This window comes from Bacillus sp. PDNC022, assembly GCF_016919285.1.
Classification (GTDB): Bacteria; Bacillota; Bacilli; order Bacillales; family Bacillaceae; genus Bacillus; species Bacillus safensis.
The window spans coordinates 3,011,429-3,025,735 of the sequence record NZ_CP070345.1; the positions used below are offsets into that span (position 1 = coordinate 3,011,429).

Genomic DNA, 14,307 nt, shown 5'->3' on the forward strand with positions numbered 1-14,307 from the left:
TGGGAGAGCATGCTTTTATTCATCGTGATTGCGGCAATTGTCCTATTACTCATCCTCATAACAGTTGCTAAGTTGAATCCGTTTGTGAGTTTAATTATTACCTCTATGTTAGTCGGCTTTGCCACAGGGATGGACCTGCAGGAAATCATTCAATCCATTAAAACGGGGTTAGGCAATACGTTATCATTGCTGGCCATCGTTCTAGCGCTTGGAACCATGCTTGGGAAAATGATGGCTGAATCAGGTGGAGCTGAGCGAATCGCTCACACATTAATCGGCCGGTTTGGGACAAAAAACGTGCATTGGGCGATGATGTTTGTTGCCTTTATTGTGGGAATACCTGTCTTTTTCCAGGTCGGATTCGTTCTTCTCATTCCTTTATTGTTTACGATTGCGATTGAAACAGGCATCTCGCTCGTGACAATTGGGATTTCGCTCATTGCTGGCTTGTCTGTCGTTCATGGTCTTGTGCCGCCTCATCCAGCTGCTATGGCAGCTGTCGGCATTTATCATGCCAACGTGGGGAAAACCATTTTCTTTTCCATTATTGTCGGTTTGCCGACAGCAATTATTGCTGGGCCGCTGTATGGAAAGTGGATTGGAAAGCGGATTCATAAACCAGTTCCAGAGCTGCTGAGAAAGCAATTTACTGAACGCAATGAAGATCGAAAACTTCCCGGCTTTGCAAATACGATGTTTACGATTTTGGTGCCAGTGATTCTAATGCTTCTTGCCACCCTGGCGGATATTATTTTACCAGAGGACAGTTTATGGTTTCAGATATTCAAGTACATTGGAGATCCAATTACAGCACTGCTGATTGCAACGGTGTATTCTTTCTTCAGTCTTGGCTTTGTGCAAGGGATGAGCCGTGACCGGGTGCTTTCCTTTAGTAATGAATGTTTAGGACCGATTGCTTCCATTCTGCTTGTCATTGGGGCAGGCGGGGCTTTCAATAATGTGCTCATCGATTCGGGTGTTGGTGATTATATTGCAGATTTAGCCAAACACTCGCCGATCTCGCCAATTTTGCTTAGCTGGCTGATTGCTGCTGTTATTCGTGTGGCAACAGGATCTGCTACGGTCTCCATGATGACCGCAGCTGGTATTGTCGCACCGATTGCTGCATCTATGCCGGATGTGAGCAGAGAGCTTCTAGTGTTAGCAACAGGGGCGGGTTCGTTGATTTTGTCTCACGTCAATGACTCTGGTTTTTGGCTGATCAAAGAGTATTTTGGTATGACCATTAAAGAAACGTTTTTGACATGGACGGCTATGGAGACGATCATTTCCGTTTGTGCTATTGCATTTATTATGATCATTAATATGTTTATATAGCGAAACACAACAGCCTGGTTCTGCGGAATTGGGCTGTTTTTGCTTGTGGCAATACCACTTTTTTCAGATTGGGGTAAAATGAAGGTACTGAGAAGTGGGAGGCGGACACGATCGAACCATTAAAACATGTTTATCATGAATTATTTATTGAAGAATTAGCGGAGAAACTTGCACAAGCGTCGACCGGATTTGATGTTGAAAAATTCCAACGGCTTGTGTTTCAAAAGGATTGGCAGCAGCTTGAGTTAAAAGGCAGAATGAAAAGAGTCACTGAATCGATGCATGCTTGTCTGTCTAAGGATTATGAGCAGGCAATTGAGGTGCTGCGTCAGACAGCCCCGCATTTTTCAGGACTTAGTGCGCTTGTATTTCCAGACTACGTCGAAACGTACGGTCTAGCACATTGGGATATCTCGATCAAGGCGCTCGAATTCTTTACGCCTTTCTCCACTTCTGAATTTGCCGTTCGACCTTTTCTAATTCAGGATCAAGAAAAAATGCTGGCGCAAATGCTTGTATGGTCACAAAATCAAAATGAGCATATTCGACGGCTGGCTAGTGAAGGAAGCAGACCACGTTTGCCATGGGGATTAACTGTTCCTGCGCTTAAAAAGGACCCTTCTGTTACGCTGCCTATTTTAGAAAACTTGAAGTCGGACCCAGCGCGCTATGTGCAAAAAAGTGTAGCAAACCACTTAAATGACATTTCTGCGATTCAGCCTGATCTGATGAAGAAGACGGCTAAAAGCTGGTATGGAACGAATGAACATACGAACTGGATCATTAAACATGCATCCCGAACCTTACTAAAAAAAGGCGATCCAGATATCATGGCTTTGTTTGGCTATGGGGATGATCCATCTGTTCAAGTAACGGATTTGGAGGTAGTTCAAGATCCTATTCGTATTGGAGAGAAAATGACCTTTCAATTTACACTTCAGGCTGATAAGCCACTAAAGCTGCGTGTAGAGTATGCCATAGACTATGTCAAAGCTCGGGGTACCCGCAATCAAAAGGTATTTAAAATCACAGAGTTTGAAACAAGTTCAGCGTTACATAGAGAATTCGTCAGGTCACAGTCCTTTCAAAATATGACGACGAGAAAGCACTATGAGGGAACCCATACTTTAACGATTATTATCAATGGCATCCCAAAAGCATCGGTTGATTTTGAGGTAACAGAAGATAGCAGCTCATGAAAAAACCCGCCATTTCGGCGGGTTTTGGCGTTTAAGCCTTCTTTTTCATTAAGAATGAAGCGATGATGGCAGCGACTAAGAAGCCGATGCTGATAATGGAGCTAGGCAGGTTTTCTTGTCTGAATAGGAACAAAACAAAGCTCAAACTGAGTACAAGACATGCAAATAAAGTCAAATATGGAAACAGCCACACCTTGAAATACGGCTCCTGTGGATATTTTGGACGCAGCTTCAGATGAGCCATACAAATGCTGATCCAAATGAGTGAAACAGCAAAACCAGGAATAGCCAGCATATAGCTGAAAATTTGGTCTGGATATAAGTAAGCAAAAAATGTTCCGATGAGAAGAAATAGAACGGTAACCCATAAACTTAAAATGGGTACGCCTCTTTTGTTTACCTGTGCCAGTTTTTTCGGACCGCCATCTGATTTAGCCAGAGAATGAATCATTCTCGTCGTTCCATAAATTCCGGAATTCGCAGCAGATAGAACCGCTGTAATCAATACGAAATTAATGAAGTGAGAGGCGCCTTGCATACCAGCAGCAGAGAAGACTTGGACAAAAGGACTGTTATTTGGGTCAATTTGATTCCAAGGAATGAGTCCGCAGATGATCAAAATCGGTAATGTGTAAAATAAAATAATCCGCCACATCATACTTTTGACTACTCCAGGCAAGACCTTCTCCGCATCCTTTGTTTCAGTAATGGTCAGCCCGATCAATTCAGAGCCTCCATAAGAGAAAATAACCACTAAAAGTGATGCAAAGATCGCACCCCATCCGTTCGGGACGAAGTTTTGATAGTTGGTAAGCGCTGGTGTGCTTTGTTCGTTTGGAATGATCCCAAATAATAATGCTGCACCGAGAATAATAAAAACAATAATAACGAAAATCTTCATTCCAGCAAACCAAAACTCAATTTCACCAAAGTATTTTACATTATTTAAGTTAATTCCGATGACTAAGAGGGAGCAAAGTAAACATAGTGACCATAGCGGTACGTTCGGCAGCCAGTATTGAAGCAGACTGCCAGCTGCAATAATCTCAATGACACATACAGTGAGCCACATAAAACAGTAAACCCAGCCGACAACAAATGAAAAACGTTGACCAAGCGCAATTTGTATAAGGTCGCGAAGATTGTTTCCCGGATAAACTATGGCCATTTCGGCTAATGCTGCCATCACAATGAGGAGCAGCAATCCGGCAAATACATAGGAAAAGATGACCCCAGGACCTGCTAAACCAATTGTATCGGCACTTCCTTTAAAGATTCCTGTACCAATGACCCCGCCCATCGCAATCATGCGAATGTGACGTGGTGATAAAAGCTTTTTTAATTCTTGTTGCTCCTGATTCGCGCTCATGACGTTCTCCTTTTTTAAAAATGCTTATGTTCCATTTTCTTTTTTCAAGACGTCAGTGTCAATATAAAAAAAGAGATTTTTCAGACAAAAATAGAGATGGATTCTATCAAAACATATACTTATATCCATAATTACCTTATTTCATCCATATTCTAAAAATGAAACTTCAAATAAATGAACATTTGCCTTATTTATGACATAAACAATTTTCAGTTTTTGTCGATATATCATTTGTATTACTAAAGTCCTAATAAAGAATTGTTTATAACTGTAAAATATTTCAAGAAAGTTAGAGTTGAAAGGAGTTATGAAAGATGTTTAAGAGAAAAGCAAATGATTCATCGGCTGGACTCCTTCTGAGTGAAAGCAGCCAATTAATAGAAAGAATCGAAAAAGGAGACCTTTCAGCAAGATTAGATACTGCTGCATTTTCTTCTAGCCAAACGATAGAAGCGGTAGCGCAAATTAATGAAGCTTTGCAAAAGATGCAGGATGCCAATGAAAATATTCAAATGCGGATGGATTTAGTGACAAAAGCCATTCAAGTTGGCTTATGGGATATGGTCGTTATCGCTGGAGACCCGGTCAATCCAAAAAATGAATTCACATGGACGGATGAATTCCGCAGAATGATCGGCTTTCAAAATGAGCACGATTTTCCGAATTTATTAGACAGCTGGGCATCTAGAATACATCCGGATGAACAAGAATATACATTAAATGCATTCTCTGCGCATTTATTGGATCATTCAGGGCGTACGCCATATGATATCGAATATCGCTTGAAGTTGAAAAACGGAGATTATCGCTGGTTCAAAGCAACTGGAACGACCGTTCGTGATCGAAATGGTGTCCCTCTTCGTGTGGCGGGAGCTCTTTTTGATATTCATGATCAGAAAATGAAAGAAGAAGAGCTGCAAGCATTCGTCACAAGATATGACTTAATCAACCGTGCGCTTGTCGAAGCTCCTTGGGACATGGTGGTAGAGGCTGGCGATCCAGTCAATCCAAGTAACGAATTCTGGTGGTCTCCGCAGTTCAGAAAAACGCTTGGCTTTACTGACGAAAAAGATTTCCCGAACGTGTTAAGCAGCTGGAGCGATCGTCTGCATCCTGAGGATCAAGAAATGGCTCTTCAAGCTTTTGCAGATCATTTAAATGACCACTCTGGCCGCACACCATTCGACATTGATTACAGATTACAAAGTAAAAATGGTGAGTACCGCTGGTATCATGCTGGTGGTGAAACCATTCGTGATGAAAAAGGTGTGCCTCTTCGTGTGGCAGGAACCATTCGTGACATCACGTTAGAAAAAAACAAAGAGAAAACAGCAAATGAAATGGCTTCACAAGTAGAACAGCTTTCAAGTTCTATTAGTGAGATGGTATCGGGCATTAGTTCTGTGACAAATCAAGCACAGGAGCTTGCTGTTGCTCAAGAGCAGTCAACATCTGCCGCAAATCTAGCAAAAAATAGTGCTGATGAGACGAAAAATATTTCTGACTTAATCAAAGAAGTGGCGAACCAAACGAACCTGCTTGGTCTAAATGCTGCAATCGAAGCAGCTAGAGCTGGTGAACAGGGACGTGGTTTCTCTGTTGTTGCAGATGAAGTACGGAAGCTGGCGCTGCATAGTGCCAATGCAACGGAAAATATCGAATCTAGTTTAACGGAAATGAAAACACAAATTGATGAAATTCTTGATAATATCTCAAATATGACAGCTCTTACGCAAACACAGGCTGCTTTAACAGAGCAAGTGAATGCTGCAGTCGATGAGGTGAATCACATGTCTCAGCGTCTTGTGGCGTTTTCAAAGAGCATTTAAACGTCAAAAACCGCCCTCTCGTAGAAGGCGGTTTTTTCATTAAAATTGATCTGCTGGGAAAACAATACCTGCATCTTTTCTTGCGGCGTCAAGGATTTTCATCACTGAGAGACTTTCATCAAGCCATGCATAGCACTGTTCATGATTTTTTGTTTCAATGATCTGCTGGAAAGCTTCTGCCTCATAATACAGACGGTTTGGATTCGTTTGTGCATTGAGTGAGATGACCCTGTCATCAACATGCAGCAGCACTTCCTCGCAGCCATTCGCCCCATTTTTTACATGAATGAAGCCTTTTTCTCCTTGAATCAATGCAAAATTCATGCTGCTTGTATCCTTACTGCCGACACTTGTCGCAATAAAATCATTGTAAGTGAACGTCAAAACACCAGATGTGTCAATACCGTTTGGATGGCGGTTTGCCTGATAGCGGACCTGCTCCGGTGATCCAAAGAGGTTCATGATGAAATGGACATTATAGATATTAATATCCATCAGTGCTCCTCCAGAGAACTCAGGGTTAAAGACATTTGGCGTTTCGCCGGCAAGCAGCTGATTATATTTGCTTGAATATTGGCTATAGTTGCATTGAACCAGTTTAATTTTACCTAATTGATGAAGATGCTTTTTGATTAAATGATAGTTTGGCATGTGAACGGTTGTAATGGCTTCAAATAGGAGAAGCTGCTTTTCCTTTGCGAGAGCGATTAAGGCTTCCAGCTCTTTAACATTAGAGGTGAAAGGCTTTTCGCATATCACATGTTTTCCGTGTTTCAATGCTTTCGTTGCATGCTCGCTATGTAAACAATTCGGTGAAGCGATGTAAACGGCTTCTACGTGTGGATCTTCTAGCATAGCGGTTAGATCCGTATAAGTTGTCTGTACCCCAAATTTGTCTGCGAGCTTCTTTGCTGTTGCTTCTTTTCTTGAATAGACAGCGTGACAAGAAGCACCTTCGAGCTGTTCAACCGCTTGCAGGAAGCCTTCCACAATGATACCTGTTCCGATGGTTGCGATGTTCATTCTTCAAAACCCCTTCCACTCGTTTAGCTGTCTCTAGTATAACCGATGTTTTCATTGAACGTGTACTTACGTACCTGGGCGGAGAGGTGCCAGTGACAATCACCGGCACACCTTTGGCAGCCCTTACAATCAGCTGATGTTTGCTAATGTTTGCTTTGTTAACAATTGAATGGCAGCCTTCCTCTTTTTTAACTCATGAATGGAGTGTTGAATATCTTCAACTTTTTGCTCGAGCAGCTGTTCAGCTTCTGTTTTTGACTGTTTTTCGAAAAGTGATTTGATAATTTCACGAATTTCTTTAAGAGAGAAATCTAGCTTTCTCGCTTCGGTGATAAATGATAGCATGAGTACATATTTTTTATCATATAAACGATAGCCGTTATGTGCTCTCTTTGGCTCTGGGAGCACCCCCTCATTTTCGTAAAAACGAATGGTTTCAATATGTACACCAGACATTTTTGACAATTTACCTCTCGTAAACGTAATCATTCCCTGCACCTCCTTTCTTTGCTATCCATCATACAATTAGATTTGCTAGTTTCAAAACATTCTATAGTGGACAATTGTTCTATTTTACTTGTTTCAAATGGGGATCAGCACGATGAATAGAATACGTTATAATAGAGTAGAACCATGTGATATTTGTTACAGATGTGAACAAGTAGACAGCGTGAAGAAAAAACGATAGGCTAAAATAGGTAAATAGTAATGAAATAACCTGTCATCATATAAAAGATGACTCAAAATAGTGACAGCACGTTTTTGCTGAGAAAAGGGGACCAGTGAATGTATAAATTAGTCGCAATTGATATGGATGGTACGTTATTAAATGATCAACATATGGTGCCGGATGAAGTGTTTGAAGCCATTCAACAGGCAAAGGCAGAAGGAATTAAAATTGTTTTATGTACAGGCCGGCCAATTGGCGGGGTGAATCGCTATTTAGCTGATCTTCAGCTTGATCAAGAGGGAGATTATGTAATCGCCTATAATGGGGCGCTTGTTCAAAACAGCCATACAAATGAAGTCGTGTCAGAGCTGACATTATCCTATGATGACTTAACTTCTTTATATGAATTGAGCCGTCAGCTGGATACACCGATGCATTATTTCGATTCAGCCAATTTATACACACCAAATCGCGATATTAGTGAATACACAGTGCTAGAATCCTACTTAACAAAACTGCCGCTTAAATATTTACCTGTTGAAGAGGCAGATTCATCGATGAGACTTCCGAAGATGATGTATATTGATCAGCCAGAACGTTTGGAAAAAACGATACAAGCCATCCCATCTGATGTGAAGGAAAAGTATATGATGGTGAAAAGTACAGATTTCTTCCTTGAAATCCTGCATCCTGAAGTGAGTAAGGGAAATGCCGTGAAGCTTCTAGCGAAGGAGCTGGGAATTGCTCGTGAAGAAGTCATGGCTATTGGTGACAACGGGAACGATGTATCAATGCTAGAGTTTGCGGGCTGCGGCGTCGCTATGGGAAATGCCATTGATGATGTCAAAGCCGTAGCAGATGTTGTAACAAAATCTAATAATGAATCCGGAGTAGCACATGTCCTGCATGAGCTGGTTTTAGGAAAATAAGAAAAGAGCGGTCTGCCAGTGCGGTAGCCGCTTTTTTATATATTGGAGAAAAAGTAAACAAGCATACGTCTGCTGTTTAAGTTCGTCTTTTGCAGCATCGCTTTCACATGATCATGAACGGTATGGGTTGAAATAAATAACGTACTGGCAATTTCTTTTGTCGACTGGCCCTTTAATAAGCAGTCGAGGACGTTCATCTCTCTTTCTGTCAGCCTGTACGTTTTCGCCGCATAAGGAAGAATATCATTTGTTTGGGCTCGTTTGATGTGAATCATGACAGCCTCCTCCTGCCCGTCTGCCTGCGCTAATCGAAAGGCTTGAAGGGAAAGAAAAAGCCCCGTAGGCATTCTTGTCATGCTTGCTGCTGTTTGATCGCTGCCGCCGTATAAAAGTTTAGCGCCTAATGCTCTGAACGGGCGTGGCATGATCGCCCTGTCATGGATTTGTTCAAAGGCTTGAAAAGTCTGAAGCCAATGAAGACCTGTCTCATTTCCATAAAGAAGGTTGTAATCGTGCGAAAGAATAAGGAATCCTTGTTGCTCCGCCGCCGCGTCTTCTTCAGTATCTGTTTTCTTGAAAAGTTCATCTCTTAACTTGGCTGCGAGTCTGGGCGTTTGTTCGATGACCGCTTGGATATCTTTTTCTTGAAAAGGTTCCTTGTCCTTTAGACGATAAAGGCTGGCAATCCCCCAGCATTCCCCTTGAATCACAAGAGCTGCCCGCAATTCATCAGACCAACCGTTAGGTAACAAAATATGCTGATAGCGCGCGCTGCTCATATATTCTCCGCTTTGGATGAGACTCGCAGCATGAACAGGGCCTTTGGCTAGAAACTCATGCTGATGTACGTCCTTTTTTAAAAATTCATTTTGAAAGAGCTGGTCATGAATTTCTTCGATCGGTTCATCTGTGAAGGAACCTGTCGAGAGGAGAGTGGCTGGATCGATGGTCGTGATACAGGCGGCATCAAAATCAAGGACGGCAGCAAGCTCGTCCCGAATGTGCTGTCTCAACTGCTGAAAATGAGTGGCTGGATTGACCACATGATCTCCTCCTCAAAAATCCCCACTTTTAGGGATCGTGTTTTCTGGTGTCTCTTTTTACAATAAAGATGTCATATCGTTAGTGTACAGGAAACGATGGAAAGCGGAAAGGAACAGGAGGAGAATCATATGAAAGGAAACCAGCATTGGCACGATCCAGTTGCTGAATCATACGTAGCAACGATTTCACATAAAGTACCCGGCTATCACCTTTTACATGAGTTAACAGTAGATGTATTAGAAACTGAAATAAAGGGAGCGGGCTCTCGTATTCTAACTGTCGGAGCGGGTGGGGGCGAAGAGATCATCAATATGCTTCAGAGAAAAGAAGATTGGTTCATCACAGGAGTCGATCCGTCTGCTTCTATGCTGGATATGGCGAAACAGCGGGTTTCGCAGCTTCAGATGGAGGCGCGCCTCACTTGGTATGAGACCACATTAAACAAGGTGTCTGCTGAAGTTGTTTACGATGCAGCGGTGAGTCTGCTCATGATTCATTTTGTAGAAAATCGGCTGCCATTTTTACAGGAGATTGCCCGAAGGCTTCAACCAGGGGCCCCGCTTGTACTGGCATTTATACAAGGAGAGATGAATTCGAGCGCATTTCAGCAGGAGCTTCATATGCTTTCTCTTTTCATGCAGCGGCAAGGTCTGGAAAAAGAAGTGTTTTCGTCCTTTAAAGACAGACTGGGACATGCGACATATCCTGTGCCTGAGGAGGAGATGAGAGAACATTTAACTGAAGCGGGCTTTCGAGACATTAGACCCTATTTTCAGGCAGGAATGATCAAAGGGCTTGTTTGCAAGCGAGGCTGTAGAGAGGCGGATGAGAGATGAGATCACAGGTGATGGTGATTGGCGGCTATGGACATGTCGGCCAGCAAATATGTTTTCAGTTAAGTGAAGTGTACCCAGGGCAAATTGTTGCGGCAGGCAGAAGCTATGAGAAGGCTGAACAATTTTCACAGCAGACAAAAAGAAGAGTCCGTCCTTACAAACTAGATGTTAGTCAGCCATTTGATTCTGACTGGATGAATGAAACAAAGCTGGTGATCATGTGTCTCGATCAAGAAGACACGTCATTTGCGGAAACTGTTCTGCGATCAGGCATTGATTATATCGATATTTCTGCCAAGGGGATGTATATGGAGCAGATGGCACAGCTGGACCAGCAGCACATCAGTGCAACGGCTTTGCTCAGTGTAGGTCTCGCGCCCGGTCTTACGAATTTATTAGCTGCGAAAGCGGCATCGATGCTCTCAGCAGTGGATCAAATAGATATTGGGATTATGCTTGGGATGGGTGATCAGCATGGGAAAGCCGCGATTGAATGGACCATTGATCATGTCCATACTGATTATGAGCTCACTGAGCATCAACAGCGAAAAAGAGTGAAAAGCTTTACTGGAGGGAGACAAATCAACTTTGGTGGACAGCTTGGAAAGCGGTATGCCTATCGATTCCCCTTCTCTGATCAACAGACATTGCCTTCAACACTTCATGTGCCATCTGTGACGACAAGGCTTTGTTTTGATTCACGTCTAGCGACGGGGGCATTGGCTCTCACCAGGAGCCTTGGGCTGACGTCGGTCCTTACATTACCGAAGATGAAGGATCGAGCCATTTCAATGATTCAATCTTCTCAAGTGGGAACAGATCAATATGCGGTCAAAGTGGAAGTGACAGGGACGGATGGGAAAAAGGTTCATCATGCAGCGCTTGGAATAAAAGGGCACGACGAGTCTCAAGCAACGGCTCAAGTCGCCTGTGCTGCGGCTCTGCATTTATTGAGCAGGCGGTTTCAGCCAGGAATTTTTCATATTGAAGAATTATTTTCGCTAACATTTGAGAACGGTTATTTTGCTTTGATGGATCAAAAAACAAAGAAAGAGCAGGCATTAGAGGTGAGGGCCAGCCTTTTGACGGCATAAAAAGACTAGCATTCTGCTAGTCTTTTTATGATGACGTCGACACATCCCCTTTTTTCTTGATGCTCGCTGTGATGAGCTGTGTCAATGTGTCAGATCCTTTTTTTGAAAGGTGCACACCATCAGGCTGAAAATAGGATGGCTGTCCAGTAGCGGCTGAATGCCAATCAACCAACGTTACATTTTGATGTTGATCAGCCACTCGCTGAATGACCGCATTCACATCATTTTCCCAAGACCTTGGAACCCTTGTATTCACTAGGAAAATATGTGCCTTTGAAAAGTTTTGAATGAATTCTTTCAGCGTGTCCTCAGTAAAATAACCATTTGTGCCAAGTTCAATGATAACAGCGGCATCAGATTGATTAAATGATGTGTATTGAGGGGCGATGCTGACGGCTTCGTTCATCTGTCTGCCAACCTTCCCATCGATGGTGATTTGTTTATATGCTTTTTCAAGATTTGGCGCAATGTCTAGCATGACAGAATCACCAATAGCAAGGACCTGGTGAAATTGTTTTTGATCAACTGCTTTTTTCTCGTGCTTTTCTTTCTTTTTCTTCGCTTTTGATTCCGATGGTTCGGCTGTTTTTTTCGGTGCTGTCTTAATTTGTGTCACTTCCTTCACATGTGGGGATGAAGAGGACGAGTTAGACATGCCAATGATAAATAAGATCAAAAGAGCTGCGGTGATTCCTAGGAACACCTTATTAGATGTAGACCATTGTTTAATTCCTTTTTTCCAAATAGACCAAGAGGCAAAATATTGTCTGAAGCCATGCTGGCGGATCGGCTGTTCAATGAAGCGATAGGAAGCCTCAGCAACTAGTAAAATGGCGATGAACTGCAATGTAACACGCGCGATGGAAGGCTGTCCAATTTCAATGACCGGTGTGGTCAGTACGATAATGGGATAATGCCACAGGTAAATACCATAAGACCGCTTACCAAGCCAGGCGAGCGGCTGAAACGACAGCCATTTCCCTATAAGACTAGCAGGGTGGCAGACGCACGCAATTAAAATGGCCGCATTCAGACAGAATAAAAGCATGCCGCCCTGATAGAGAAAGCCGTCGAAATCGTCCACTGCATAAACACAAAGAAGGAAAATCGCAAATGAACCGAACCCGGCAATATGTAAAATACGTCTGCCAACAGGAAGTAATTTTTTGCTGGATAGTCTTTGCATAGGCCATACAAATGCCAAACTGCACCCAATCAGAAGCGCAAATGCACGAGTATCTGTCCCATAATAAACCCTGCTTGGATCGGTATCTGGTGAATAAAGAATCGCCATCCATAAGGCGGAGACAAGTGCTAGTCCAAAGGTGATCATAGGCAGATGGGATCTGTTTTTTACCCATTTCAGTCCTGCAATCAACAGTACCGGCCAAATGATATAAAATTGTTCTTCTATCGCCAAAGACCATAAATTTTTCAGCGGAGATAGAGCACTGAAGCTATCGAAATAAGAAAGCTGGTGAAAAATGTACCACCAGTTACTGACATAAAAAAAGGACGATATGGCATCGCCACGAATGGACAATAATGCGTTTGAACCAGCAATCGCACACCAGCTGACGGTTATAAAAATCATAATGTAAGCAGCTGGTAGAAGCCTTCTAATCCGTCCCATCCAAAATGGCAAAAGCTCTTGATAGCCTAAATCCTGCTTATGTAACAAGATCGTCGTAATCAAGTAACCAGAAATGACAAAAAACAAATCAACGCCAAGAAACCCGCCGCTTGCGGGTCCGATATGTAAGTGATAAGCAATAACTGCCAATACAGCAACGGCTCTTAGTCCATCTAATCCTAAAATATAACGAAAACGATTTTCCTTGCTGTTCATGAAAATGAATCCCCCATCAATGTCAAACGCTTCTTTTTGTTGTTCATCCAAAAGAACAACGATTCTTTTATTTTATATAAGATTAGACGATTCAGCATTACATTTTGTTGGCGAATTTCTGTCTTTTTTTAAATTTTTTATACGAAAAAGGAATTGGTGGGTGAAGAGATGTCGAATTTGATACTCAAAACCAAAATCCCTGTCATAATAAAAGTAGAAGGAAAGGGGATGTGTTGAATGAGAACGATCGAAAATGATCAGTTATTGATTCAGATTCATGAAAAGGGAGCGGAAGTCAGGGAGGTGCTCGACAAGGAAAGTGGGCGTCACTATATGTGGTCTGGTGACCCAGCTTATTGGGGCAGGGTGTCGCCTGTCTTGTTTCCGATTGTTGGGCGATTAATGAATGATCAATACAAGATGGACGATCAAACCTTTGAGCTCACGCAGCATGGATTTTTGCGTGATGTCAATTTTGATTTATATGAAGAAACGAAGCATACGGTGTCCTTTCAATATGAATCAAGAGGCCGGCACGTGAAGCAATACCCATATGAATTTACAGCACGAATTCGTTATGAACTATTGGAAAATGGACTGATGATTTCCTGGGAAATTGATCATGACGGAGAGGATACGATGTATTTCTCTATTGGAGGGCATCCAGCATTTCGTATTCCGCTTGTTGAAGGCGAGCAAACAGCAGATTATTCACTCACATTGACACCTTCCACTGAACATCTCCCTGTGCAATATGAACTGCGGAATTCACTTGTCAGGGAGAAAGAAAAAGACATTCAGCTTGAGCCGATCCAGCTTCGCCCAGAGCTTTTTCAGCATGATGCGATGATCTTTAGCCATATCAATCGAGTGTCATTGACTTCAAGAGCAGGTCACGGGGTTGAGGTCGATCTCACTGGCTTTCCTTTCGTTGGCATTTGGTCGCCTTATGATCAAGAAAAAGGAACGATGGCTCCTTTTGTTTGTATTGAGCCGTGGTATGGCATCGCCGATATGGAAGGGACAAATGGGCAGTATAAAGAGAAGTTTGGTATTCAAACATTAGAAAAAAATGAGACCTTTCATGCTGCTTATACAATTTTCTTCAAATGAACACTTGTGCATGG

The 14,307-nt window shown here is 42.6% G+C and carries 12 protein-coding genes; 7 read left to right on the top strand and 5 right to left on the bottom strand.

The genetic code is table 11. The features are described 5' to 3' along the window. Positions 1-9 precede the first annotated feature (9 nt). A complete protein-coding gene (locus JVX94_RS15385) occupies positions 10-1,338 on the top strand; it encodes a GntP family permease (RefSeq protein ID WP_095409943.1) in 1,329 nt (442 codons plus the stop codon). Positions 1,339-1,448: 110 nt separating this feature from the next. Continuing rightward, positions 1,449-2,537, top strand: coding sequence for a DNA alkylation repair protein (locus JVX94_RS15390; RefSeq protein WP_144471679.1), 1,089 nt, complete (start codon positions 1,449-1,451; stop codon positions 2,535-2,537). A 31-nt stretch (positions 2,538-2,568) separates the two neighbouring features. Here the strand turns inward: JVX94_RS15390 and JVX94_RS15395 are convergent, their stop codons facing one another. Continuing rightward, positions 2,569-3,906: an amino acid permease gene (locus tag JVX94_RS15395; protein ID WP_095409941.1), complete on the bottom strand. Its 1,338-nt coding sequence runs from the start codon at positions 3,904-3,906 to the stop codon at positions 2,569-2,571. 314 nt (positions 3,907-4,220) lie between these two features. Here JVX94_RS15395 and JVX94_RS15400 point away from each other — a divergent pair, with 314 nt between their 5' ends. Further along, positions 4,221-5,735 (top strand): methyl-accepting chemotaxis protein, encoded by a 1,515-nt coding sequence (locus JVX94_RS15400; RefSeq protein WP_095409940.1) that lies wholly within the window; start codon positions 4,221-4,223, stop codon positions 5,733-5,735. 39 nt (positions 5,736-5,774) lie between these two features. On the opposite strand, the gene JVX94_RS15405 is transcribed toward JVX94_RS15400, so the two are convergent. Then, positions 5,775-6,758 carry a Gfo/Idh/MocA family protein gene (locus tag JVX94_RS15405; RefSeq protein ID WP_095409939.1) on the bottom strand — a complete coding sequence of 328 codons (984 nt, stop codon included), beginning with the start codon at positions 6,756-6,758 and terminating at the stop codon, positions 5,775-5,777. A gap of 129 nt (positions 6,759-6,887) precedes the next feature. Next, positions 6,888-7,247: a MerR family transcriptional regulator gene (locus tag JVX94_RS15410; protein WP_012011790.1), complete on the bottom strand. Its 360-nt coding sequence runs from the start codon at positions 7,245-7,247 to the stop codon at positions 6,888-6,890. A gap of 297 nt (positions 7,248-7,544) precedes the next feature. Between JVX94_RS15410 and yidA the strand changes: the two genes are divergently transcribed. Beyond that, entirely contained in the window at positions 7,545-8,357 is an 813-nt protein-coding gene (yidA, locus tag JVX94_RS15415) for a sugar-phosphatase (RefSeq protein ID WP_095409938.1), read from the top strand. Positions 8,358-8,392: 35 nt separating this feature from the next. On the opposite strand, the gene JVX94_RS15420 is transcribed toward yidA, so the two are convergent. Next, positions 8,393-9,400, bottom strand: coding sequence for a helix-turn-helix transcriptional regulator (locus JVX94_RS15420; protein WP_205183671.1), 1,008 nt, complete (start codon positions 9,398-9,400; stop codon positions 8,393-8,395). A gap of 129 nt (positions 9,401-9,529) precedes the next feature. On the opposite strand from JVX94_RS15420, the gene JVX94_RS15425 reads away from it, so the two are divergent. Together JVX94_RS15425 and JVX94_RS15430 are read left to right on the top strand one after the other, a co-directional pair. Beyond that, on the top strand, positions 9,530-10,237 hold the full coding sequence (locus JVX94_RS15425) for a class I SAM-dependent methyltransferase (protein WP_205183674.1): 708 nt from the start codon (positions 9,530-9,532) through the stop codon (positions 10,235-10,237). Continuing rightward, positions 10,234-11,331 carry a saccharopine dehydrogenase family protein gene (locus JVX94_RS15430; RefSeq protein WP_205183677.1) on the top strand — a complete coding sequence of 366 codons (1,098 nt, stop codon included), beginning with the start codon at positions 10,234-10,236 and terminating at the stop codon, positions 11,329-11,331. The genes JVX94_RS15425 and JVX94_RS15430 overlap by 4 nt, the downstream gene beginning before the upstream one ends. 25 nt (positions 11,332-11,356) lie before the next feature. Here JVX94_RS15430 and JVX94_RS15435 read toward each other — a convergent pair whose 3' ends face one another. Beyond that, on the bottom strand, positions 11,357-13,180 hold the full coding sequence (locus JVX94_RS15435) for an acyltransferase family protein (RefSeq protein ID WP_205183679.1): 1,824 nt from the start codon (positions 13,178-13,180) through the stop codon (positions 11,357-11,359). Positions 13,181-13,417: 237 nt separating this feature from the next. On the opposite strand from JVX94_RS15435, the gene JVX94_RS15440 reads away from it, so the two are divergent. Continuing rightward, complete coding sequence (locus JVX94_RS15440) at positions 13,418-14,293, top strand: aldose 1-epimerase family protein (protein WP_111291652.1); 876 nt, start codon at positions 13,418-13,420, stop codon at positions 14,291-14,293. The last annotated feature ends 14 nt before the right edge of the window (positions 14,294-14,307 follow it).